This window comes from Kocuria cellulosilytica (assembly GCF_040981245.1).
Lineage (GTDB): Bacteria > Actinomycetota > Actinomycetes > Actinomycetales > Micrococcaceae > Kocuria > Kocuria cellulosilytica.
In genome coordinates this window covers 133,325-155,420 of the sequence record NZ_JAVFWZ010000008.1, presented here as the reverse complement: position 1 = coordinate 155,420, position 22,096 = coordinate 133,325, and the positions used below count along the sequence as shown (strand labels likewise).

Genomic DNA, 22,096 nt, shown 5'->3' with positions numbered 1-22,096 from the left:
TTCCGGCCGGCTCCCGGCGCGTGGCCCCGGTCCCCGGCCCGGGAGCCACGGTGGGCCGGCGCCGGCGCCGCCCGGCGGCCGGGTCCGCGCCCCGGCTTGCGGCGGGTCCGCGCCCCGGCTTCCGGCACGTTCCGGCCGGGACGCGCCCGGACGCGGGCAGGTAGTGTCGTCCCGGTGGCAACGGTGCCGCCGTCAGCCCGGGAGCGCCCCCTCGTGGAGTCCCGCTCCCTCCCGTCGAGTGCCTGAAGGACCACCATGGCATCCTCCGCTTCCGTCTCCACGGAGACTCCCTCCGGCCCGCCGCGCAACGGCCTGGACCGCTTCTTCAAGATCAGCGAGCGCGGCTCCTCGGTGACGAGCGAGGTCCGCGGCGGCGTGGCGACGTTCATCGCGATGAGCTACATCGTGGTGCTCAACCCGCTGATCCTCGGCTACGGACCGGACGGCGCCGGCAACGTCCTGGGCGGCGAGCGCGTCGCCGCGGTCACGGCGCTCGTCGCCGGGGTGCTGACCATTCTCATGGGCGTCGTGGCCCGCGCGCCCTTCGCGATCGCCACCGGCCTGGGCGTCAACGCGTTCCTCGCCGTGACGATCGTGACCACCCCGGAGCTCACGTGGCCGCAGGTGATGGGCCTGGTGGTGTGGGCGGGCCTGATCATGTTCGTCCTGGTCCTCACGGGCTTCCGCACCGCGGTGTTCAACGCCGTGCCGGCGTCCCTGAAGACCGCCATCGTGGTGGGCATCGGGCTGTTCATCGCCCTGATCGGCTTCGTGAACGCCGGCTTCGTGCGCCGCATCCCGGACGCCGCCGGCACCACCGTGCCCGTGCAGCTCGGCGACGGCGGGACGCTGCTCGGCTGGCCCATGCTGACGTTCGTGGTCGGCCTGCTCCTGACCGTGGCCCTCATCGTCCGCAACGTCCGCGGCGCCATCCTGATCGCCGTGGTCGCCACGACGATCCTCGCCCACGTGCTCGAGGCGGTCGTCCCGTCCGGCTCCTCGGTGGACGCCCCCACCGGCTGGTCGCTGGTCGTGCCCGCGGCCCCCACCTCCTTCGTGGCGCTGCCGGACCTCTCCCTCGTGGGCTCGGCCGCCCCGCTCGAGGCGTTCCAGAGCCTCGGGGCGCTCGCCGCGGCGCTGCTGATCTTCACCATCCTGCTCTCGATCTTCTTCGACGCGATGGGCACGATGGTCGGGCTCTCCCAGCAGGCCGGGCTCGTGGGCCGCAACGGGCAGATCCAGAACGTGGACAAGATCCTGCTCGTGGACGCCGCGGGCGCGATCGCCGGCGGCGCGGGCTCGGTGTCCTCCAACCAGATCTTCGTGGAGTCCTCCACCGGCATCGCCGACGGCGCGCGCACCGGCCTGGCCAACGTGGTCACCGGCGTGCTGTTCCTGCTCGCCATGTTCATCACGCCGCTGGTCAACGTGGTGCCGTTCGAGGCCGTGGCCCCGGCCATGGTCGTGGTGGGCTTCCTCATGGCCAAGCAGGTCGTGCGCATCGAGTGGGACGACTGGGGCCTGTCCGTGCCGTCCTTCCTGACGTTCGCCGTCATGCCGTTCACCTACTCGATCGCGGACGGCATCGGCGCGGGCTTCGTCTCCTACGTCTTCATCCGGCTCGTGCAGGGCCGGGGCAAGGAGGTGCACCCGCTGATGTACGTCGTGGCGGCGGCGTTCGTGGTGTTCTTCGGCAAGGGCGTGGTCGAGGGCTGGATGGCCTGAGCGGCTCCCCCTCCCCCTGCACGACTCCTCCCGCGCGAGTCCTCCTGCGCGAGTCCCCCCTCCGCGAGGTTGCGGACGACGGCGACCGGACGCGTTCCGGTGGCCGTCGTCCGCAACCTCGCGCCCGGGAGCGGGTTCGGGATCAGGGCCGGGATCGGGAGCGGGTCCGGGAGCGGGGCCGGTGAGAGGATCGGGGGCATGATCGACGACGACGCCCGCTGCCCCTGCGGCACCGGGGAGACCTACGGCGCGTGCTGCGGCCGCTTCCACGGCGGCCGCCCGGCGCCCACGGCGGAGCTGCTCATGCGCTCGCGGTTCAGCGCCTTCGCCGCCGGAGACGAGCCCTACCTGCTGGCCACGTGGCACCCGGCCACGCGCCCGGACACTGTGGGCCTGGACCCCGCGCTGCGCTGGACCCGGCTGGACGTCCACGGGACCACGGGCGGCGGCCCCTTCGACGACGAGGGCCGGGTGGACTTCACCGCCCACTGGCGCGGCGCGGGCGGCGCCCGGGGGACCCAGCGGGAGAGCTCCCGGTTCCGGCGCGAGGACGGCCGGTGGTACTACGTGGACGGCGTGGTCGCCTGAGCCCGCCGGGTCAGGCGTCCTCGGCATCGGCGAGCACGCAGAACTCGTTGCCCTCCGGATCGGCCAGCACCACCCAGGTCACCTCGGGGCCCTGCCCCACGTCCACGCGGCGGGCCCCGAGGGACTCCAGCCGCGCGACCTCCGAGTCCTGGTCGGTGTCCACCGCGCGCAGGTCGAGGTGCAGCCGGTTCTTGACCGTTCGGGGCTCGGGCACGAGCACGAAGTCGAGGTGCGGGCCGCGGCCCTCCGCGGGCACGATCCCCACGTAGCCCTCGGCCTCGCCGTGGACGACGTAGCCCAGGGCGGCGCACCAGAAGCGGGCGAGGGTCTCGGGGTCCCGGCAGTCGACGGCGACGGCGGACAGCGTGCTGGTCATGCGCCCAGCCTAGGCCCGGCGCCGCCGCCCGGGAAGGCGCTGCAGGAGCCGCGGCGCGTGCCGCAGGACCGGCCAGTAGGAGCCCGGCAGGAGCCGCGCCACGAGGTCCGGCAGCACGGCGCTGGGGGCCACGAGCAGCCGGCCGCGGCGCCGCTCCACCGCCCCCAGGATGTCGGCGGCCGCCCGCTCCGCCGGATAGCTCAGCAGCCCCGCGAAGTCCTCACGGTCCTTCCGGGCCCGCTCCTCGGGCACACCGGCCGGGGTGCGCGCGGTCTCGGCGATCCGGGTCCGGACCCCGCCGGGGTGGACCACGGTGACCCCCACCCGGCCCGCCAGCTCGTGGCGCAGGCCCTCGCTGAACCCGCGCAGGGCGTACTTGCTCGCGGAGTACGCCACCTGCCCGGGCGGGGCGATGAGGCCGAACAGGCTGGAGAGGTTGACCAGGTGGCTGCCGGGGGCGGCGAGCAGGGCGGGCAGCAGCTCGCGGGTGAGCACCACGGGCGCCCGGAAGTTGATGTCCATGAGCCAGTCGAACTCCTCGGCGGAGACCTCCTCGAAGGTCCCGCCCAGGCCCACCCCCGCGTTGTTGACCAGCAGGTCGATCCGCGGGTGCTCGGCGCGGATCCGCCCGGCCACGCCCGGCAGCGCGGACAGCTCGGCCAGGTCGGCGAGGACCGTGCGCACCGGCAGGTCCGGGTGCCCGGCGCGGATCGCCCCGGCGACGCGCTCGAGCCCCGCCGCGTCCCGGTCGAGGAGCACCAGGTGGGCGCCGCGGGCGGCGAGGCCGTGGGCGAGCTGCTCGCCGATGCCGGAGGCGGCGCCGGTGAGCACCGCGGTGGCGCCGGGGAAACGGAAGGGTGCGGACGGGGACACGGGCTGCTCCTGGGGTCGTGGCGCGGGGCGGGCGCGGGGCCCGCTGTCCAGTGTGCGGGCGGACCCGTGCCGCCGCTTGACCCTCCGCGACAGGAAGTTGACGTCCTGCGACACCGTCAGGCGGCCCGGACGCCCCGGCGGACGTCCCGCGGCGGGACGCCCCACCAGCGGCGGGCGCACCGGGTGAGGGCCGAGGACTCCGAGAGCCCGACCAGCCCGGCGATCTGGCCGAGAGGGACGTCGGTGCTGGTGAGCCAGCGCAGGGCGGCGCTGCGCCGGGTCTCGTCGAGCACGGCGCCGAAGGTGGTGCCCTCCTCGGCGAGCCGGCGCTGCAGGGTGCGGGGGTGCAGGTCCAGCACGCGGGCCACGGCCTCGATCTCCGGGGCCGCGGTGCCGAGCAGCTGCACCAGCACGCCGCGGACCCGGGGCGCCCACGCGGAGCCGGCCCCGGGGAGCTGGGTGTCGAGGAAGGCGAGCGCCACCTGCCGCACCCCGGCATCCCCGTGCAGCGGCCGGGCGAGCGTGCTCGTGGGCAGGCGCAGGAGGACCTCCGGGCGGCCGGTGCGCACGGGCGCCCCGAAGAACTCCTCGTAGGCCCGCAGCGGCGCCGCCGGGCGGTGGGCCAGCTCGACCGTGCGCAGCCCGTAGCGGCCGCCCACCAGGGAGGTGAGGGCCCGGTGCAGCAGGCCCAGGCCGAGATCGGTGCCCTGGGGGCTGCCCCGCCCGGGGTCCCGGGCGGTCGCGGCGGACCCGCCGTAGCGCACCGCCGTCACCCCGCGGGCGCCGTAGGGGTCCTGCACCAGCGCCAGCTCGAGGGACGGGGCGTGGACGAACAGGTAGCGGGAGGTGCACTCGAGGGCGTCGCGCACCGTCTCCGAGTGGCGGGCGGCGAGGGCGAGCGGGCCGAGCACGCCCGGGTCCTGCCGGGCGGCGACCCGCAGCCCCAGGTCGGGGCAGCCCAGCTCCCGGGCGGCGGTCTCGAGCACCCGCCCCACGGCTCGCTCCGGCACCAAGAGGTCGTCGGTGTCCAGGGCGGCGCGGGGCAGGCCGGCGGCGTCGGCCAGGGCCTCGGCGCTGCCGCCGAGCTCCGCGACCGCGGCGCGGAAGCCGCGCAGACCCGCGGACCGGATGACCGTCATGTCGCCCAGGGTCAAGCATCTGTCGCCCAGCGTCAAGTCTTCCCCCAGGGCGCCGGGTGATCCTGGAACCATGCCAGCACCTTCCACGGCCGGAGGGATCCCCCGCGGGATCCCCGGCACGATCCCCGCCGAGCCCCTCCGCGACGCCTCCGGCGACTCCCCCGAGAACTCCCGGGGGAGCTCCCGCGGGGACTTCCCCGGAGACCGCTCCGGCGACTCCCCCGGCGACCGTTCCGGCGGGACCGACCACCGGGACGTCGTCGTCGTCGGGGCCGGCCTGTCCGGCATCGGCGCCGCCTACCGCCTGCAGACCGAGTGCCCCGAGCTGTCCTGCGCGGTGCTGGAGTCGCGGGACGACCTGGGCGGGACCTGGGACCTGTTCCGCTACCCGGGCGTGCGCTCCGACTCCGACATGTTCACCCTCGGCTACTCGTTCAAGCCGTGGCGGGACCCGCAGTCCATCGCCGACGGACCGTCGATCCTCGCGTACATCCACGAGACGGCGCAAGAGTTCGGCATCGACCGCATCCTGCGCCTGCGCACCAGGGTGGTCTCCGCCGACTGGTCCGGGGCCGAGCAGCGCTGGACCCTCGGCCTCGAGGTCCGCGACGAGGACGGGACCGTGCACGAGCGCACCATGACGTGCTCGTTCCTGTACTCGTGCGCCGGCTACTACGACTACGACCGCGGCCACGACCCCGTGCTGCCGGGCCTGGACGACTTCCGGGGCCGGGTGGTGCACCCCCAGTTCTGGCCCGAGGACCTGGACTGGACGGGCCGGCGCGTGCTGGTGGTCGGCAGCGGCGCCACCGCGGTGACCCTGGTGCCGGCCATGGCCGCCGAGGCGGCGAGCGTCACGATGCTGCAGCGCTCCCCCACGTGGATCAGCGCCGTGCCCGGGCGCGACCGGCGGGCCGACGCGCTGCGCCGGGTCCTGCCCGCGGGACTCGCCCACCGGGCCGTCCGGGCCAAGAACATCCTGTTCAGCACGGCCGTGTACCAGTTCTGCCGGCGCCGCCCGGCCGCGGCCCGGCAGTTCTTCACGTCCCGGGCCGCGCGGATGCTCGGCTCGGAGGAGCTCGTGGCCGAGCACTTCACCCCGTCCTACGACCCCTGGGACCAGCGGCTGTGCGCGGTGCCCGACGCGGACCTGTTCAAGGCCCTGCGGAAGGGGCGGGCGGAGGTCGTCACGGACACGATCGACACGTTCGTGCCGGAGGGCGTCCGGCTGAGCGGCGGCCGGGTGCTCGAGGCCGACCTCGTGGTCACCGCCACGGGTCTGCGGCTGCTCCCCTTCGGCGGGATCGTCCTGACCGTGGACGGGACGCCGGTGGAGCTGTCCGAGCAGTTCGTGTGGAACGGGGCGATGCTCACCGGCGTGCCGAACTTCGCGCTGTGCATCGGCTACACCAACGCGTCCTGGACCCTGCGCGCCGACCTCACCCACCGGCTGGTGTGCAAGGTGCTGCGGCACCTGCGGCGCCACGACGCCGGGGCCGTGGTGCCCCGCGCGCGCCGGGAGATGGCCGAGCACCCGCTGCTCGACCTCAGCTCCGGCTACGTCCGGCGCGCGATCGACGCGTTCCCGCGCCAGGGCGACCGGCACCCGTGGCGGGTGCGGCAGAACTACCTGCTGGACTCCGCGACCACCCTGCGCACCCCGCTGTCCCGGACCCTCGACCTCGTCCCCCGCACCGCGGCCCGCCGCGGTGCCCGCTCCCAGGAGGCCCGCGCATGACCGGCCGGCACACCCCGCACCCGGCGGCGGACGCCGCTCCCGCGGACGCCCCCGCCGGGGACGTCCCGGCCGGGGCGCCGCACACCACGACGACGACGGTGCAGGTCGCCGGCCGCCCCGTGCGCATCCGCCGCTCCGGCGCGGCGGAGGCCCCGCCGGTCGTGCTGCTGCACGGCATCGGCCGCAGCCTGGAGGACTGGGCGGCCGCCCACGAGCTGCTGGCGCGGGACCACCGCGTGCTCAGCATGGACCTCCCCGGCTTCGGGCTCACCCCCGCCGGCCCGGAGAAGCCGGGGCTCGGGACGTTCGCCCGCGCCGTGGTCGGCGTGCTCGACGCGCTCGGCGAGGAGCGGCCGGTGCACCTCATGGGCAACTCCCTGGGCGGCGCCGTGGCCATGACCGTGGCCGCCGAGCACCCCGGCCGGGTCGCGGGGCTGCTGCTCGCCAACAGCGCCGGGTTCGGCCGGGAGGCCAACGTCTCCGCCCTGCCCATGGTGTGGGCCGCCCTGTCGCGGCTGCCGGTGGTGGGCCGCCGCTTCCGCCCGCTCGCGCGGGCCGCCGCGGTGCGCTCCAACCAGAGCTGCTTCTTCGACCCCGCCCTGGCCACCCCGGAGCTGCTCCGGCACGCGGCGCTGGTGGGCTCCCAGCCGGACTTCCGGGCCACGTTCCTGGGCACCTACCGCAGCATCGGCCTGCCGGTGGTCGGAGTGCTGCCGGGGTGGCGGCGGGCCCTCCTGGAGCGGGTGCGGGCGTCGGGCCTGCCCGTGCTCGTGGTGTGGGGCGACTCGGACGCCGTGCTGCCCGCCCACCACGCCGAGGCCGCGGCCGCGGCCCTGCCGGAGGCCCGGCTGCACGTCTTCCCGGAGACCGGCCACATGCCCCAGATCGAGCGGACCGAGGAGCTGGTGGCGCTGGCCCGGGAGTTCGTGGCCTCGGTCGAGCAGGCGCGCTCCGCCCGCTGACCCCGCCGGGCGCCCCGGCCCCGGCTCACGCAGCCATCAGATCTCGTAGTCGAGGGACTGGTCCATCGACTCGGCGGGCGGTTCACCGGCCCGGCACCGGACGACACGGGCGGGCACCCCCACCGCCGTGGTCCCCGCCGGGACGGGGGCGAGCACCACGCTGCCCGCGCCGACCTTCGCCCCGTCGCCGACGGCCACGTTGCCGAGCACCTTGGCCCCGGCGGACAGGAGCACCCCCGAGCCGATCTTGGGGTGGCGGTCCCCGGTCTGCTTGCCCGTTCCCCCGAGCGTCACGTTCTGCAGGATCGAGACGTCGTCGCCGACCACCGCGGTCTCGCCGATGACCACCCCGGTCGCGTGGTCGATGAAGACCCCCGACCCGATGGCGGCGCCGGGATGGATGTCCATCGAGAAGACCTCCGAGACCCGGCTCTGCAGGAACATGGCCGCCAGCGGGCGCTGCCGGTGCCAGAGGTGGTGCGCCACCCGGTGCACCTGCAGCCCGAGGAACCCCTTGGCGAAGAGGTAGGGGACCAGCACGCTGGGGTACGCGGGATTGCGGGCCACGCTGGCCAGCAGGTCCACGGCCGCGCTCGCCGCGATGGCCGGCTCCGCGGCGAGCACCTCCGTGAACAGCACCACGAGGTCCTCGCGGGTCACGTGCTCGTCGGCGATCCGGTGGGCCATGAGCCCGGACAGGCTCTCCTCGAACGAGTCGCACTCCGCGACGACGGCCCGCATCAGGCCCTCGAGGCTGGGCTCCTGCGGGGACGCCGCGCTCTCCCGGAGCATCTCCCACACCGCCGACACGCCGAGCCGTTCCTTCACCTGCTGCATCGTTGCTTCCTTTCCGTGCTCGCTCACGCTGCCGTCCTCTCCGTCCTCGTTCCGGACCCGGCCCCGCGCGGGGTCCCGGGGTCGTGGGCCCCGGTCGGTGTCCGTGGGCCCGCCCCGTCCGCGGGCCCGCTCTCAGTACCCGTTGGCGGAGAGCCACTCCTCGGCCGCCTCGGCCGGGTTGACCTGGTCCTGGCCGCTGACCCGGCGGTTGAGCTCGATGAGGTCCTCCGTGCTGAGCTTGCCGGACAGCTCGTTGAGGGCGTCCACCGCCTCCTGGGGCAACCGGTCCTCGGCCGTCAGGGGCACCACCTGCTGGGCGATGAAGTTGTTCTCCGGGTCCTCCAGCACCACGAGGTCGTTCTCCACGATCGAGGGGGTGGTGCTGAAGATGTCGGCGACGTCCGCGTTGCCGTCGAGCAGCGCCTGGAGGGTCAGGGGGCCGCCGCCGTCGTTGATCGGCTCGAAGGAGGCCGGCACGCACCCGTAGTTCTGCTCGAGGCCGTCGAGGCCGTAGGCCCGCTCGGCGAACTCGGGGGTGGCCGCGAGCACGAGCTGGTCGCAGACCTCCGCCAGGTCGGCGATGCTCGTCAGCCCGTACTGCTCGGCGGTCTCCGGGGTGACCACCAGGGTGTCCTTGTTCTGCGCCTCGGCCGGCTCCAGCACGGTGAGCCCCTCGGGCAGGGCGTCCGGCAGGGCGTCCATGATCTCCTCGGCGGAGCTCGCGGTGGCCTCCGGGTCCGCGAAGAGCAGCAGGTTGCCGGAGTAGTCCGGGATCACGTCCACGGCCCCGTCCCGGACCGCGCCGACGTAGGCCTCGCGGGAGCCGATGCCGAGGTTCGTCTCGGTGTCGACCCCGGCGGACTCCAGCGCCCCGGCGTAGAGGTGGGCCAGGATCTCGTTCTCCGGGAAGTCGGCGGAGCCCACGGTCACGGTCCCGGTGGCGCCGTCCTCGGAGCCCCCGTCCCCGGCGAGGGGGTCGCCGCCGCCTCCGCAGGCGGTGAGGCCCAGGAGCAGGGCGGCGCCCAGCACGGGTCCGGCGGCACGGCGGGCGCGGAAGGGGGAAGCTGCGGTCATGGTCGTTCTCCTGGCGGTCGGTGGTCGGGTGGCGAGCCGGCCGTGGGGATCCTCCCTCTGCCGCGCGGCCAGTATATGGGCGCTCCCGGGACCGGGGGCGGTCCCGCCCGGCCGTCCGCTCCCCTGGACCTCCGCGGGGAAAGGTGCACACTGGGGTCGGGCCTGCCGCCACGGCGCTCCCACGGCGCGCACCCCCCGGGACCCAGAAGTTCGATCCAGGAATCCCAGCGCGGAACCCGAGCAGGGATCCGGGCAGGAAGAAGAGGTACAGACATGAGCGAGCACTTCGACGTGGCCGTGCTGGGCATGGGCCCCGGCGGTGAGGTCGCGGCCGGCCGGCTCATCGCGGCCGGGCAGAAGGTCGCGGTCCTCGAGCGGGAACTGATCGGCGGGGAGTGCGCCTACTGGGCGTGCATCCCGTCCAAGACGGTCCTGCGGCCCGTGGAGGCCCGCACCGAGGTGCGGCGGACCCCCGGGATGTCCGGCCCGGAGCCGGACTGGGCCGGGGCCCGCGAGTACCGCGACGTCATGGCCCGGCACCTGGACGACTCCGCCCAGGCCGAGAGCTACGCCGAGCAGGGCGCCACCGTGATCCGCGGAGCAGCACGGATCACCGGTCCGGGCCGGATCCAGGTGGGCGAGCGGGAGATCACCGCCGAGCACATCGTCGTCGCCACCGGCTCCCAGGCCGTCGTCCCCCCGATCGAGGGCATCGAGGACATCACCGCGTGGACGAACCGGGAGGCCTACACCGTCCGCGAGCTGCCGGGGCGCGCGGTGATCGTCGGCGGCGGGGCGGTCGGGGTCGAGACGGCCACGTTCCTGGCCGGCTACGGGGTCGAGGTCACCCTCGTCCACCGCGGCCCACGGCTGCTGGACCGGGAGGAACCCCGGGTGGGGGAGCTCCTGCACAGCTGCCTGGCCGAGGCCGGCGTGGACGTCCGCCTGCGGGCCTCGGCCACCGGCGCCCGGCGCGTGGGCGAGGACAGCGTCCTGACCCTCGACGACGGGACCGAGGCCGCCGCCGACGTCGTCATCTTCGGGACCGGCCGCAGGCCCCGCACCCGGGACCTCGGCTGCGAGGACGCCGGGGCGCAGCTGGGCGAGCACGGCGAGGTGCTCGTCGACGAGCACTGCCGCGCGGCGGAGAACCTGTGGGCGATCGGTGACGTCACCGGCGTCATGCCCTTCACCCACGTGGCCAAGTACCAGGGGCGGATCGCCGCCGACGCCGTCCTCGGCCGGCCCCGCCCCGCGACCTACGAGGGGATCCCGCGGGTGGTGTTCGCCGACCCGGAGATCGCCGCCGCCGGGCTGACCGCCGAGCAGGCGGAGCGGCGCGGGATCCGCACCGCGGCCGTCGAGCTGGACCTGGCCCGGTCCCTCGCCCGCCCCTGGACCTACGAGCGGGACCCCCGCGGACACCTCGGCCTGCTGGCCGACGCCGACCGGGGCGTGCTGATCGGGGCGTGGGCGGTCGGGCCGATGGCCGGGGAGTGGATCCACCAGGCCGCGCTGGCCGTCCGCACGCAGCTGCCGCTGGACGTGCTGCGGGACCAGGTCGCCCAGTTCCCCACCTACCACGAGGCCTACCAGGCCGCCCTGGACGAGCTCGACGCCTAGCGGGAGGATCGGAGGAGGACGCCCGTCCCCGGCCCGACGACGAGAGGAACCCCCGTGGAGCACCCCCTGGAGCGCCGGCAGGTCGAGGTCGACGGCACCGAGCTGTCGTACCTGACCGCGGGCGACGACGAGGAGCGGCCTCTCCTGCTGCTGCACGGCACCTTCTGGAGCCGGGTCTGGCAACCGGTGCTGCCGGACCTGGGGCGGATCCGCCGGTGCATCGCCCTGGACCTGCCGGGGTTCGGCGCCAGCGCCGGTGAGCTCGATCCCGAGCAGGCGACCGTCCCGGCGCTGGCCCGGACGGTGCTGGACGCCGCGGACGCCCTGGGCGTGGACGACTTCGACCTGGCCGGTCACGACATCGGCGGCGGCATCGCCCAGCACCTGGCCGCCACGACCGACCGCGTGCAGCGGATGGTGCTGATGAACTCGGTGATGTTCGACTCCTGGCCCGTCCCGGCGGTCGAACGCTTCCGCGATCCCGGGGTCAGGGCCGCCACCACCGTCGAGGACCTGCTCGCGGCCCGCGCCGCGTCCACCCGCCGCAGCACCGTGCGGGAGCTGAGCGACGACGAGCTGGCCGACTACCTCTCCCCCTGGCACGAACCGGCCAGGGCCCGGTCGTGGACGGCGATGGCGGCCGCCGCCGACCCCCGCTGGACCCTCGACGTCGTGCCCGCGCTGCAGCGGAAGGCCCTGCCCACGCGCCTGGTGTGGGGCCGCGACGACGAGTTCCAGAGGATCGGCTTCGCCCGGCGCTACGTCGAGGAGATCCCCGGCGCCGACCTCGTGGAGGTCGCGGGCAAGCACATCCCCACCGAGGACTCGCCGCGGCAGGTCGCCGACGCCATGACCGAGCACCTCACCGGCTGACGCCGGACGCCGGCCGGTGCCCCGCCGACGAGCGGCCGGCGCGCCGGCCCGGTACCGGAGACCTGCTGGACGACACCCCCGAGGACGAGGAGCACGCCGCATGAACCACACCGATCCGCGCACGGACGCCGCAGGGACCCCCTCGGCGCTGAAGGAGCGCATCGCCGCCGAACTGGAGCGGTCGCGCCGCCGTGTGCACGCGCTCACCGCGTGCGACGACGCCGAGCTGCTCGCCCAGCACTCCCCGCTGATGTCGCCGCTGGTGTGGGACCTGGCGCACGTCGGCAGCCAGGAGGAGCTGTGGCTGGTCCGCGACGTGGGCGGGCTGGAGCCCCTGCGCCCGGAGATCGACTCCCTCTACGACGCCTTCGAGCACTCCCGCAGCTCCCGCCCGTCGCTGCCGCTGCTCGACCCGGCGGAGTCCCGCGCCTACATCGGCGAGGTCCGGGCCAAGGCCCTCGACATCCTCGACCGCGTGCCGCTGGAGGGCTCGCCCCTGCTGGAGTCCGGCTTCGCCTTCACGATGATCGTCCAGCACGAGCAGCAGCACGCCGAGACCATGCTCGCGACCCACCAGCTGCGCACCGGGGCGCCGGTGCTGCACGCGGAGCCGCTGGATCCCGCCGTGTGCGCTCCCCGGAGCACGGGCCTGCCGCGGGAGGTGCACGTGCCCGCGGGTTCCTTCACCATGGGGACCTCGGTGGACCCGTGGGCCCTCGACAACGAACGCCCCGCCCACGAGGTCCACGTGCCCGGCTTCTGGATCGACACGCGGCCGGTCAGCAACGCGGACCTCGCGGGCTTCGTGGCGGACGGCGGCTACGACCGGGAGGACCTGTGGAGCCCCGCGGGCTGGGCGCACCGGCAGCGGACGGGGATCAGCGCCCCGGGGTTCTGGCGGCGCGAGGCCGGGCAGTGGTGGCGGCGGCGCTTCGGCGTCGTCGAACCCGTGCCCGGTGACGAACCGGTGCAGCACGTGTCCTACTGGGAGGCCGAGGCGTACGCCCGGTGGGCCGGACGCCGGCTGCCCACGGAGGCGGAGTGGGAGAAGGCCGCCCGCTGGGACCCGGCCACCGGCCGGTCCCGGCGCTTCCCGTGGGGGGACGAGGAGCCGACGGCCCGCCACGCCAACCTCGGCGGGACGGCCCTGCGCCCGGCGCCGGTGGGCTCCTGCCCCGCCGGCGCCTCGCCGCTGGGCGTGCACCAGCTCATCGGGGACGTGTGGGAGTGGACCTCGAGCGACTTCCTGCCGCACCCGGGGTTCCGCGCGTTCCCGTACCCGGAGTACAGCGAGGTGTTCTTCGGGCCCGAGCAGAAGGTGCTGCGCGGCGGGTCCTGGGCCACGGACCCGGCAGCGTGCCGCGGCACGTTCCGGAACTGGGACTACCCGGTCCGGCGGCAGATCTTCACCGGCTTCCGCACCGTGCGCGACGCCGCGGCCGAGGGGCGGTAGCCGGGTGTGCCGCCACCTGGCCTTCCTCGGCCCGCCGACGTCCCTGGCGGATCTCCTCCTGGCCCCCGAGCACGGGCTGCTCACCCAGTCCTGGGCGCCCCGGCACCAGCGCAACGGCCGCATGAACGCCGACGGGTTCGGCGCCGGGTGGTACGCCCCCGGTCATGCCGTGCCGGCCCGGTACCGCAGGGCGGTGCCGATGTGGGCGGACTCCTCCTTCGCCGACGTGGCCCGGGTGACCACCAGCAGGGCGGTGCTGGCCGCCGTGCGCTCGGCCACGCCGGGCACCACCCCCGACGAGGCCGCGGCCGCCCCCTACACGGACGGCCGGTGGCTGTTCAGCCACAACGGGCGGGTCGACGGCTGGCCGCGGTCCGTGGAGACGCTGGCTGCCTCCCTGCCCCCGGTCCGCCTGCTGGGCCTCGAGGCGCGCGTCGACTCCGCCCTGCTCTGGGCCCTGGTTCAGGAGCGGCTCACCGCCGGGTCCTCGGCACCGGAGGCACTGGCCGCCGTGGTCCAGGACGTCTCGGCGCGCACCACGGGCCGGTTCAACCTCCTGCTCACCGACGGCACCACGATCGCCGCCACGGCGGCCGGGGACACCCTGTGCTGGCGCCGGGACGGCTCCGGGACCGTGGTGGCCAGCGAGCCCTCCGACGACGGGCCCGGGTGGTACTGCGTCCCGGACGGGTCAGTGCTCACGGCCACCCGGGAGCACGTGCACGTGGGCCCCATCGCCTCCGCCCGGACCGGGAGCACCCCCGCGCGGGACGGTGCGGCCCGGGACAGCGCTGCTCAGGACAGTGCGGCAGCCAGCCGGTCGAGCTCCTCCTCGGTGTTGTAGTAGTGCACGGAGGCCCGCACCGCCACGGTCTGATGCTCGGGGGCCGGGTCCAGGACCTGCTCTGCCGCCGGCGGTGGGAGCGGGGCGGTGGAGACGGTGATCCGCTGGCCGGCCAGGTGGGCCTGCACCCGGTCGGGCGGCCGGTCCCGGACGGAGAACGTCACGATCCCGCACCGGACGAGGCCCCGGTCGTGCACCTGCACCGCGGGGAGCGCCGCGAGCCGGCCGCGCAGGGACTCCGCCAGCGCGCGGACGCGGTCCCGGATCGGCTCGGGCCCGAGCTCCAGGGCGTGGTCCACGGCCCGGCCCAGTCCCAGCCGGGCGGCCACGCCGGTCTCCCAGCTCTCCAGCAGCCGGGCCCGGCCCTCGCCGGCGTCGCGCGCCGGCGACCGGCGCTCTGACAGCTCGGGCTCCAGCCGGTCCAGCAGCTCCCGGCGGACGTGGACGAAGGCCGTGCCCCGCGGTCCCCGCAGGAACTTCCGGCCCGTGCCGACCAGGACGTCGCAGCCGAGCTCCTGCACGTCCAGCGGCAGCTGCCCGGCCGACTGGCAGGCGTCCAGGACGAACGGCACCCCGGCCGCGCGGCAGGCCCGGCCCACCTCGGCCGCCGGCTGGACCTGCGCCCCGCCCATGGGCACGTGGGTGAGGGCCACCATCCCGACGTCGCCCCGGTCCAGCTCGCGCCGCAGGTGCGCCACGTCCACCTGGCCGTGCGCGTCGTCGTCGAGCACCACCAGCTCCAGACCGTCCCGGCGGGCCAGCCGACGCAGGACCAGGACGTTGTGCCAGTACTCCGTGCGTCCGAGCAGGACGCGCGGGGCGGCCGGCCGGAGACGGGACACGGCGGCGGCCCACGCGGTGGACCCGCTCTCCAGCACGGCGATCTCCCCGGGCGAGGACCCGATCAGCCGGGCCAGCGACGAGTAGACCGCCTCCAGGCGCTCCGCGGCCTCGGCGGCGGCCGCGTACCCGCCGACCAGCTCCTCGCGGCGCAGGTGGGCGACCACGGCGTCCGCCACGGGCCGGGGCATCAGGGAGCTGCCCGCGCTGTCCAGGTGGGTGGCGTGCGCCGTCCCCCTGGTGTCCTGCCGCGCCGCGTCCACGTCGATCGCCATGGTCCCGTCCTCTCGAAGCGGTGGGCCTACCCCGGGTTCAGCCGCGCGGGCCTGCGAGCTGCTCGGCCAGCGCCGGCAGATCGGGGGCCTCCAGGTCCGGGCGCGCGAAGTACCCGGGGTACTCGGCGCCCGTCCGGTTGATCCAGGCGGTGCGCAATCCGGCCTCGTGGGCGCCGTGGATGTCCCAGGGGTGCACCGCGATCAGCAGCATGTCCTGCGGATCCGTGCCGCGACGGGTGGCGGCGTAGTCGTAGGCGGACCGGGCCGGCTTCCACGCCGGAGCGTCCTCGACGCTGAGCAGCTCGGAGAAGTGCTCCCGGACTCCGGCACTGCTCAGCAGCGCCTCGGCGACCTGGGCGGCCCCGTTGGTGAGGGTGATCAGCTCGGCGACCTGGTGCAGGGCCTTGATCCCCGGCACCACGTCGGGGTGCACGTCCAGGCTCTTGAAGGTGCCCATGATCCGCTCGACGGACTCCTCGGGCGCGGAGACGCCGTGCTCGCTCAGCAGCCGGTGCAGGCTGTCCTGGGCGATCTCGGCGAAGCCGGTGTTCCCGCCGGTGGCCGTCACGGCGAAGCCGTCGCGCAGGATGCCGGCGAACCACGTCCGCGACAGGCCCGCCGCCGCTCCTTCCTTGTCGAATGCCGCACCCAGCGGAGCCAGGTCGGAGAGGGTCTCGTTGACGTCGAACACGATCAGGTCCGGACTGTTCACCATGGTTGCGCCTCGTTCCTCGTTGTGGTGTTCCTGGTGGCGGTGGCACACCGTCCCGGCCAGGGCCGGTGTGCCGTCGAGCCTACGGAGTGACGGAGACCGGCGACACCGTGGCCCTGTCCTGTTCGAAAGACCTCAGAGGCTGGAGTGCCCGGTCACGACCTTCTCCAGCTCGGCCTTGCCCGCGGCGAGGATCCGGTCCACGCCGGCCGGGTCCTCCCGGTTCCGGGCGAGCATCTGCCCCGTGGACTCTCCGCGCAGCACGGTCAGCTCACCGCCGATCATGCCCGCCACGGTCGCGGCGGCCACCGCTTCGGGGCTCTCGTAGTCGAAGCCGTGCTCGGCCCGGGCACCGGAGCTGTCCATCATGGGGGTGTCGGTGGCCCCGGGGAAGACGTTGAGCACGTGCACGCCCTCGCCGTGGAGCTCCCGGCGCAGGGCTTCCCCGAAGTGGGCGATCCCGGCCTTGGTCGCGCCGTAGGTCGCGTAGAACGCCATCCCCAGCAGGCCGAGGCCGGAGGAAACGTTGACCACGAGCCCCTCGCCCGAGGCCCGCAGCGCCGGCAGCGCAGCACGGGTGAGCAGGATCGGGGCCGTGAGGTTCAGCGCGATCTGCGCCAGCACCTCGGACTCCTCGATCGCCTCGAGCCGTCCGGCCCGGACGTTGCCGGCGTTGTTGATCAGCACGTCGACCCCGCCCAGCTGCTCCTGGGCCGCGGCCACCACCTGGGCCGGGGCGCCGTCGGCGGTCAGGTCCGCGGAGATCACCACTGCCTCGGCGCCCTGCCGGCGCACCAGGGCGGCGACCTCCTCCAGGGGCTCGGAGCGCCGGCCCACCAGCGCCAGGCGGGTCGGGTGCTGAGCCAGTTCGAGGGCCAGCGCGCGGCCGATGCCGCTGCCGGCTCCGGTGAGCAGGATCGAACGGTCGGTCAGGTCCATGGGAAGCACCTCCGGTCGAGTGCGGACTGGACGAACAGCGGCCCCGGTGACGACCCGCTGCGCACGCCACCCGGGATCGGGCACACGGCACCGCCCTGCGCGCAGTTCCCGTGAGCCGTGCCGAGCTCAGCCTCGCCCAGCGACGCGCCCGGGGCAAGCCGCTGGGCGAGGCGGGACCGATCGGGCCGGGCCCAGGGCTTCCGTTCCCGCGCCCGGTCACTACGCTGAGGAACGAGGTGCGCCGCACCGTGCGCGCCCCGATCGCACCAGCAGCCGAGGCCGAAGGAGTCGCCCTGTGACCCGTATCGCCGTCATCGCCGGAAGCACCCGTCCCAACCGCAACGCGAGGACCGTCGCCGACTGGGTGCACGAGCACGCCCAGGACCGCGCCGACGCGCAATTCGACCTCGTGGACATCGCCGACCAGCACCTGCCGCTGCTCGACGAGCCGATGCCCCCGGCCATGGGGCAGTACTCGAAGGAGCACACCAGGGCCTGGGCGGAGAAGATCGCCTCCTACGACGGGTTCGTCTTCGTCACCCCGGAGTACAACCACTCCGTCCCGGCGGCGCTGAAGAACGCCGTGGACTACCTGTACGCGGAGTGGAACAACAAGTCGATCGGCTTCGTCAGCTACGGCAGCGCCGGCGGCACCCGCGCCGTGGAGGCCTGGCGGCTGATCGCGGCCGAGCTGCAGATGGCCGACGTCCGCGCCCAGGTCTTCCTGCCGTTCGGCTCCGAGTTCGACGACGACTTCGCCTTCACGCCCACCGAGGACGCCGCCGGCGCACTGCAGGCCGTCTTCGACCAGGTCGTCGCCTGGGCCGAGGCGCTCGCGCCCCTGCGCAGCCGGCCGTAGGGCCGGCACCCCGCCGCGAGCGGGCAGCGGACGGCGCCCGGCCGGGAGCACGGGGCGCGCCGGACCGCACGCACGGTGCTCAGGGGTCCCGGCGCGGCGGGGTGCCGCCCGCGAACGAGCGCGCCCACGCCTCGTCCTTGTACTGGGCGGGCACCGCGCCGCCCAGCAGCTCCCGGCCCAGCGCGGCCGCTCCGGGCGAACCCTCCAGCGGCAGCGGCGCGGCGGAGGCCGCGAGCACGATGTTGCCGTAGCGGCGGCCCTTGAGCATCGCCGGGTCCGCCACGGCGGCGACGTGCTCGAAGACCTCGGACAGCGCGGCGAGCTCGGCGCGGGCCCCGGCGAGGTCCCGGGTGTCGCCGCAGTTGAGCACGTACAGCCCGCCCGGGGCCAGGACGCGCCGGACGTGCCGGGCGAACTCGACCGTGGTCAGCGGCTCGGGGGTCACGGCGCCGGCGAAGACGTCGCGGACCACCACGTCCCGGGTGGCGGGGCTCAGCGACTCCGTGACGGCCCGTGCCTCCCCCACCCGGATCCGCAGCCGCGGGGCCCGCGGGAGGTCGAACCACTCCCGGACCAGCTCGGCGAGCCGGCCGTCGAGCTCGACGACCACCTGCCGCGCCGCGGGGTGGGCGTGGGCGAGGTACCGGGCCAGGGAGCAGGCGCCGCCGCCGAGGTGCAGGACCCGCAGCCGCTCCGGGTCCAGGTGGACGTCCACATGGGCGTGCACGAGCGCGGCGATCCAGCGCATGTACTCGAAGTCGAGCCGCTCGGGGTGCTCCGGGTCCACGTGGGAGGAGGGGACGCCGTTGACGTGCAGCACCCAGGAGCCGGGGGCGTACGCGTCCGGCACCAGCTCGGCGGTGCCGGTCGAGATCTCGTAGGACCCGGCCGCCGGGCCGGTGGGCCCCGCGGGCGCCGGCACGGCCCGTGCGCGGCGGGACGCCCGGCTCACGCGGGTTCCCTCCGCAGCATCCGGTGCATGTGCTGCCCGGCCCAGGGCCCGCCGGCGGGGAAGGACTCGGCCAGGGCCCGGAAGCCGTGCTTGACGTAGAAGCGCTCGGCGCGGGCGTTGCCGTCCATGATCCACAGGTAGGCGTCCGCGGGGCCGAGCGCGGCGTCCAGCAGCGCGGCGCCGAGGCCCGTGCCGTGGGCGGCCCGGAGCACGTAGAGCTGGAACAGCTGCCGGGGGACCAGCGGGGCGGGCACCCCGGCGCGCTCCTCCCACGCGGCAGGGGCCGGGCCGGCCGAGACCAGCCCGAGCGCGGTCCCGCCCTCGTCGAAGGCGAGGAGGGTGCGCACGGCCGGGTCGGCGAGGAGCGCGCGGTCGTAGCCGGCGGTGCGCCCGGCGGCGGCCTGCTGCCGGTCGGCGAAGGCGTCGCCGAAGAGCGGCCGGTAGGTCTCGTCGAGGCAGTGCAGGTGCAGGGCGGTCCAGGCCTCGGCGTCGGACGGCCCGGCGGCCCGCAGGGGGACCACCGCGGGGACAGTGCTCAGGACTCTATGGCCTGCCGCTGGATCGCGGCCTCGAGGCGCTCGACCTTGCCCTGCAGCTCCCCGGTGTGCCCGGGGCGGATGTCGGCCTTGAGCACCAGGGAGACCCGGGGCCCGTAGTCGCCCACCACCTCGGTGGCGCGCTTGACGACGTCCATGACCTCGTCCCACTCGCCCTCGATCGTGGTGAACATGGCGTCGGTCTCGTGCGGCAGGCCGGACTCGCGGACCACGCGGACGGCGGCGGCAACGGCGTCGTGGACGGAACCGCTCGGGTTCTCGCCACCGGACGGGGAGACGGAGAAGGCAACCAGCATGCCCCCATCCTCCCACCCGGCGGCGTCCGGGTGAACCCCGGGGACGACGACGGCCCCGCCGCCACGCGGACGGCGTGGCGGCGGGGCCGTCGCAGGGCCGGGCGGCCCGTGGCTCGGCGCCGGACCGATCCCGGCGGCTCACTGGGCGGCGAGCTGCTCCAGCACGGCGTCCTTGGAGGGATCCTTGGCGCCCTGGTTCCAGGGCATCTTCGAGAGCACGTTGGCCATGGCGCAGGTGTTGGACAGCGCGGAGTACGCGAGGCCTCCGCCGACGCCCGCGGCGACGGCGCGCAGCTTCGGCGAGACGAGCTGACCGCCCACGACGCTCGCCAGCACGAGGGAGCCGGCGACCATGCGGACCTGGCGGTCCATCGCCCAGGTCGAGGCGCCGCGGACGACCGCGCCGCCGGCCTTCTCGAAGTCGTCGACGGTGCCGTCGACGACGTAGGCGTTCTCGGTGCCGACCGAGGACAGGATCTCCTGGGCGCGGGAGGCACGGGCGCCGGAGCGGCAGATCAGGGCGACCTTGCCGCCGAGGGCCTCGGCGATGTCCTTGGCGTGGTCGGCCACGAGGTCGACGGGGACGTTGTAGGCCCCGTCGATGTGCTCGGCGGCGAACTCGGCGGCGGAGCGCACGTCGAGGACGGCGACCTCCTCGCCGGAGTCGATCCAGGACTTCAGTTCGGCGGGGGCGACTTTCGAGGTCATGCGGCAGTTCCTTCCGGAGGTGGCGGTGGGTGTGACTCCATGATGCACCATACCCCCCTGGGTATGCAAGATCCCCCAGGGGGTATACAATGGTGGAAGCCCACCACCACACCCAGGAGCGCCCCGTGCAACTCGATCCCCAGGACCTCACGCCCACCATCAACCGCCTCAAGCGGGCCCAGGGCCAGCTCGGCGCCGTCATCCGCATGCTCGAGGAGAGCCGCGACTGCAAGGACGTGGTGACGCAGCTGTCCGCGGTCTCCCGCGCCCTCGACAAGGCCGGCTTCAGCATCATCGCCACGGGCCTGGACCAGTGCCTGCGCCAGGAGGACCCGAGCCTGGACAAGGCCGAGCTGGAGAAGATGTTCCTCTCCCTGGCCTGATATGTAGTCGATCTTGTCAAGAGGGCAGGGTGAAGCGGCGTCCCTCGTTGGCCGGTGAGGGACGCCGCTTCGTCGTTCTCGTGACCGGGCCCGGGGCGGCGTGTCTGTGGCGACGCGCGGTCAGTCTGATATGCGCGGGTTGGGTACCGCAGGACCGTGTTTCGGCAGGAGCCGTCGGGCTTGTCTGAGCTCGAGCGTGGCCCCGCTCCTAGGAGTGGGGTGCTCACAGGCCAAGCGCTGGTTGCTCCTCGCGCTGCGGTCCGGTGCCGGTCTCGTGAACGAGTCTGTGGGTGCTAGTCCTCCATCACGGCCAGGGACCAGCACCAGCCGGCCAGTTCGCGGGCGATGGCGGTGTTGGCCACGGTGTGCGGTTTGCGGTGCGCGGTGAGCACGCTCCACCGGTGGTGCAGCCGCCGGTTGCCGGCATCACCGCGGGCGGCCGCGGCCGGTGGGGCCGCGGCCCACCGCTCACGCATGGTCGCCCCGACCACATAGCGGGGCTTGTGGTGCCAGGCGGCCTCGATCAGCAGCCGGCGGGCGTGGGTGTTGCCGGTCTTGGTGATGCCCCCGAGGGATCTGCTGGCCCCGGAGGAGTGCTCGGAGGGCACCAGCCCGAGGTAGGCCCCGATCCTCGCGCCGGTGAGCCGGTCCCAGTCGCCGATCTCCACGGCCAGCCCGAGCCCGGTCAGCCTCGAGATCCCGCGCAGGCAGCACAACCGGTCCACGACCGGGGTGAACTCGGAGTCGGCGGCCACCGCCAGGATCGCCGCGTCGAGACGGTGGCGGCGGGCCAGGATCTGGCCCACGGACTCGTAGCCGGCGTCGAAGGCGGCCAGGGTCCCGGCCCCGGCTACGGCCAGTTCGCCCCGGCGGACCCGACGCAACCAGCTGTCGTGGGCGCCGGTCCAGGCCTCGCCCCCGGTGTACACGCACCCGTGGCGCAGCAGCAGCTTCGAGAGTCGGTGCCGGGCGCTCATCAGTTCCCGGCGGGCGTCCTCGCGGGCCCGGACCAGGTCCCGGGCCGATTCCTGCGCCACGGTCGGCACCCGCACCGCGGTGAGCTCTCCCATCCGCAGCAGCCGTGCCAGCAGCAGCGCGTCCTTCGCGTCGGTCTTCACCTTCTCCCCGGCCGGGCGCACGATCTTGGACGGGGCCGCGACCACGCACCGGTGCCCGGCCCCGGTCACCGCCCGGGCCAGCCCGTACCCGGTCGGGCCGGCCTCGTAGGCCACCGCCAGCGGGCCGTGGCCCTCACGGAGTTCCTCCAGCCAGCCCAGCACCCCGGTGATGTCCGGGCCCAGCCGGCGGGTGAGCACCTCACCGGTGGTCGTGTCGATCGCTGTGCCGCTGATCGATCGTGCGTGCACATCCAGTCCCACGCTCGTATTCTCGGTAAACACCGGGGCCTCCTACGCATGTCGGAACCCGGGCAAGGACCGTTCTTGTCCGGTAACCCACGAATCTGCGTAC

The 22,096-nt window shown here is 74.9% G+C and carries 23 protein-coding genes; 10 read left to right on the top strand and 13 right to left on the bottom strand.

All coding sequences use genetic code 11. From position 1 onward, the window contains the following. Positions 1 to 255 precede the first annotated feature (255 nt). Positions 256 to 1,725, top strand: a complete 1,470-nt coding sequence (locus RCG67_RS12920) for an NCS2 family permease (protein ID WP_368826774.1) — start codon at positions 256 to 258, stop codon at positions 1,723 to 1,725. A gap of 198 nt (positions 1,726 to 1,923) precedes the next feature. Next, the gene (locus RCG67_RS12915; protein WP_368826773.1) at positions 1,924 to 2,313 is read left to right on the top strand and encodes a YchJ family protein; all 390 of its coding nucleotides are present in this window, start codon (positions 1,924 to 1,926) and stop codon (positions 2,311 to 2,313) included. Positions 2,314 to 2,323: 10 nt separating this feature from the next. Here the strand turns inward: RCG67_RS12915 and RCG67_RS12910 are convergent, their stop codons facing one another. The 3 genes from RCG67_RS12910 to RCG67_RS12900 form a co-directional block, all read right to left on the bottom strand. Then, positions 2,324 to 2,689: a VOC family protein gene (locus RCG67_RS12910; RefSeq protein ID WP_368826772.1), complete on the bottom strand. Its 366-nt coding sequence runs from the start codon at positions 2,687 to 2,689 to the stop codon at positions 2,324 to 2,326. A 9-nt stretch (positions 2,690 to 2,698) separates the two neighbouring features. Continuing rightward, positions 2,699 to 3,562 carry an SDR family NAD(P)-dependent oxidoreductase gene (locus tag RCG67_RS12905; protein WP_368826770.1) on the bottom strand — a complete coding sequence of 288 codons (864 nt, stop codon included), beginning with the start codon at positions 3,560 to 3,562 and terminating at the stop codon, positions 2,699 to 2,701. Positions 3,563 to 3,678: 116 nt separating this feature from the next. Then, complete coding sequence (locus tag RCG67_RS12900) at positions 3,679 to 4,701, bottom strand: AraC family transcriptional regulator (RefSeq protein WP_368826768.1); 1,023 nt, start codon at positions 4,699 to 4,701, stop codon at positions 3,679 to 3,681. Between the two features lie 70 nt (positions 4,702 to 4,771). On the opposite strand from RCG67_RS12900, the gene RCG67_RS12895 reads away from it, so the two are divergent. Beyond that, positions 4,772 to 6,439, top strand: a complete 1,668-nt coding sequence (locus RCG67_RS12895; protein WP_368826767.1) for a flavin-containing monooxygenase — start codon at positions 4,772 to 4,774, stop codon at positions 6,437 to 6,439. Beyond that, a complete protein-coding gene (locus RCG67_RS12890; protein ID WP_368826765.1) occupies positions 6,436 to 7,401 on the top strand; it encodes an alpha/beta fold hydrolase in 966 nt (321 codons plus the stop codon). Before RCG67_RS12895 ends, RCG67_RS12890 begins: the two co-directional genes overlap by 4 nt. A 36-nt stretch (positions 7,402 to 7,437) precedes the next feature. Here the strand turns inward: RCG67_RS12890 and cysE are convergent, their stop codons facing one another. Together cysE and RCG67_RS12880 are read right to left on the bottom strand one after the other, a co-directional pair. Continuing rightward, positions 7,438 to 8,265 carry a serine O-acetyltransferase gene (gene cysE / locus RCG67_RS12885; protein WP_368826763.1) on the bottom strand — a complete coding sequence of 276 codons (828 nt, stop codon included), beginning with the start codon at positions 8,263 to 8,265 and terminating at the stop codon, positions 7,438 to 7,440. Between the two features lie 105 nt (positions 8,266 to 8,370). After that, positions 8,371 to 9,312 carry an ABC transporter substrate-binding protein gene (locus RCG67_RS12880; protein WP_368826761.1) on the bottom strand — a complete coding sequence of 314 codons (942 nt, stop codon included), beginning with the start codon at positions 9,310 to 9,312 and terminating at the stop codon, positions 8,371 to 8,373. 273 nt (positions 9,313 to 9,585) lie between these two features. On the opposite strand from RCG67_RS12880, the gene RCG67_RS12875 reads away from it, so the two are divergent. The 4 genes from RCG67_RS12875 (at position 9,586) to egtC (ending at position 14,105) form a co-directional block, all read left to right on the top strand. Further along, on the top strand, positions 9,586 to 10,935 hold the full coding sequence (locus tag RCG67_RS12875) for a dihydrolipoyl dehydrogenase family protein (RefSeq protein WP_368826759.1): 1,350 nt from the start codon (positions 9,586 to 9,588) through the stop codon (positions 10,933 to 10,935). A gap of 54 nt (positions 10,936 to 10,989) precedes the next feature. Then, positions 10,990 to 11,808 carry an alpha/beta fold hydrolase gene (locus tag RCG67_RS12870; RefSeq protein ID WP_368826758.1) on the top strand — a complete coding sequence of 273 codons (819 nt, stop codon included), beginning with the start codon at positions 10,990 to 10,992 and terminating at the stop codon, positions 11,806 to 11,808. 100 nt (positions 11,809 to 11,908) lie between these two features. Further along, positions 11,909 to 13,261: an ergothioneine biosynthesis protein EgtB gene (gene egtB / locus RCG67_RS12865; RefSeq protein ID WP_368826756.1), complete on the top strand. Its 1,353-nt coding sequence runs from the start codon at positions 11,909 to 11,911 to the stop codon at positions 13,259 to 13,261. Between the two features lie 4 nt (positions 13,262 to 13,265). Beyond that, positions 13,266 to 14,105, top strand: a complete 840-nt coding sequence (gene egtC / locus RCG67_RS12860) for an ergothioneine biosynthesis protein EgtC (protein WP_368826754.1) — start codon at positions 13,266 to 13,268, stop codon at positions 14,103 to 14,105. On the opposite strand, the gene RCG67_RS12855 is transcribed toward egtC, so the two are convergent. From RCG67_RS12855 to RCG67_RS12845, 3 genes are all read right to left on the bottom strand, one after another. After that, on the bottom strand, positions 14,057 to 15,220 hold the full coding sequence (locus RCG67_RS12855; protein ID WP_368826752.1) for an aminotransferase class V-fold PLP-dependent enzyme: 1,164 nt from the start codon (positions 15,218 to 15,220) through the stop codon (positions 14,057 to 14,059). The genes egtC and RCG67_RS12855 overlap by 49 nt on opposite strands. 37 nt (positions 15,221 to 15,257) lie before the next feature. Further along, positions 15,258 to 15,935 (bottom strand): haloacid dehalogenase type II, encoded by a 678-nt coding sequence (locus RCG67_RS12850; protein WP_368826750.1) that lies wholly within the window; start codon positions 15,933 to 15,935, stop codon positions 15,258 to 15,260. Positions 15,936 to 16,067: 132 nt separating this feature from the next. Beyond that, positions 16,068 to 16,871: an SDR family NAD(P)-dependent oxidoreductase gene (locus RCG67_RS12845; protein ID WP_368826748.1), complete on the bottom strand. Its 804-nt coding sequence runs from the start codon at positions 16,869 to 16,871 to the stop codon at positions 16,068 to 16,070. A 295-nt stretch (positions 16,872 to 17,166) separates the two neighbouring features. On the opposite strand from RCG67_RS12845, the gene RCG67_RS12840 reads away from it, so the two are divergent. Then, entirely contained in the window at positions 17,167 to 17,730 is a 564-nt protein-coding gene (locus tag RCG67_RS12840) for an NADPH-dependent FMN reductase (protein WP_368826746.1), read from the top strand. 79 nt (positions 17,731 to 17,809) lie between these two features. On the opposite strand, the gene RCG67_RS12835 is transcribed toward RCG67_RS12840, so the two are convergent. The 4 genes from RCG67_RS12835 to RCG67_RS12820 all read right to left on the bottom strand — a co-directional run bounded on the left by RCG67_RS12835 (position 17,810) and on the right by RCG67_RS12820 (position 20,243). Beyond that, on the bottom strand, positions 17,810 to 18,682 hold the full coding sequence (locus RCG67_RS12835) for a spermidine synthase (RefSeq protein WP_368826745.1): 873 nt from the start codon (positions 18,680 to 18,682) through the stop codon (positions 17,810 to 17,812). Continuing rightward, positions 18,679 to 19,203, bottom strand: a complete 525-nt coding sequence (locus tag RCG67_RS12830) for a GNAT family N-acetyltransferase (protein ID WP_368826743.1) — start codon at positions 19,201 to 19,203, stop codon at positions 18,679 to 18,681. The genes RCG67_RS12835 and RCG67_RS12830 overlap by 4 nt, the downstream gene beginning before the upstream one ends. A gap of 14 nt (positions 19,204 to 19,217) precedes the next feature. Further along, positions 19,218 to 19,535 carry a thiamine-binding protein gene (locus tag RCG67_RS12825; RefSeq protein WP_058875526.1) on the bottom strand — a complete coding sequence of 106 codons (318 nt, stop codon included), beginning with the start codon at positions 19,533 to 19,535 and terminating at the stop codon, positions 19,218 to 19,220. A 138-nt stretch (positions 19,536 to 19,673) separates the two neighbouring features. Next, a complete protein-coding gene (locus RCG67_RS12820; RefSeq protein ID WP_058875527.1) occupies positions 19,674 to 20,243 on the bottom strand; it encodes a rhodanese-like domain-containing protein in 570 nt (189 codons plus the stop codon). Positions 20,244 to 20,368: 125 nt separating this feature from the next. Between RCG67_RS12820 and RCG67_RS12815 the strand changes: the two genes are divergently transcribed. Next, complete coding sequence (locus RCG67_RS12815) at positions 20,369 to 20,626, top strand: metal-sensitive transcriptional regulator (protein WP_058875528.1); 258 nt, start codon at positions 20,369 to 20,371, stop codon at positions 20,624 to 20,626. Between the two features lie 293 nt (positions 20,627 to 20,919). Here RCG67_RS12815 and RCG67_RS12810 read toward each other — a convergent pair whose 3' ends face one another. Further along, a complete protein-coding gene (locus RCG67_RS12810) occupies positions 20,920 to 22,026 on the bottom strand; it encodes an IS110 family RNA-guided transposase (protein ID WP_368826741.1) in 1,107 nt (368 codons plus the stop codon). Positions 22,027 to 22,096 lie beyond the last annotated feature (70 nt).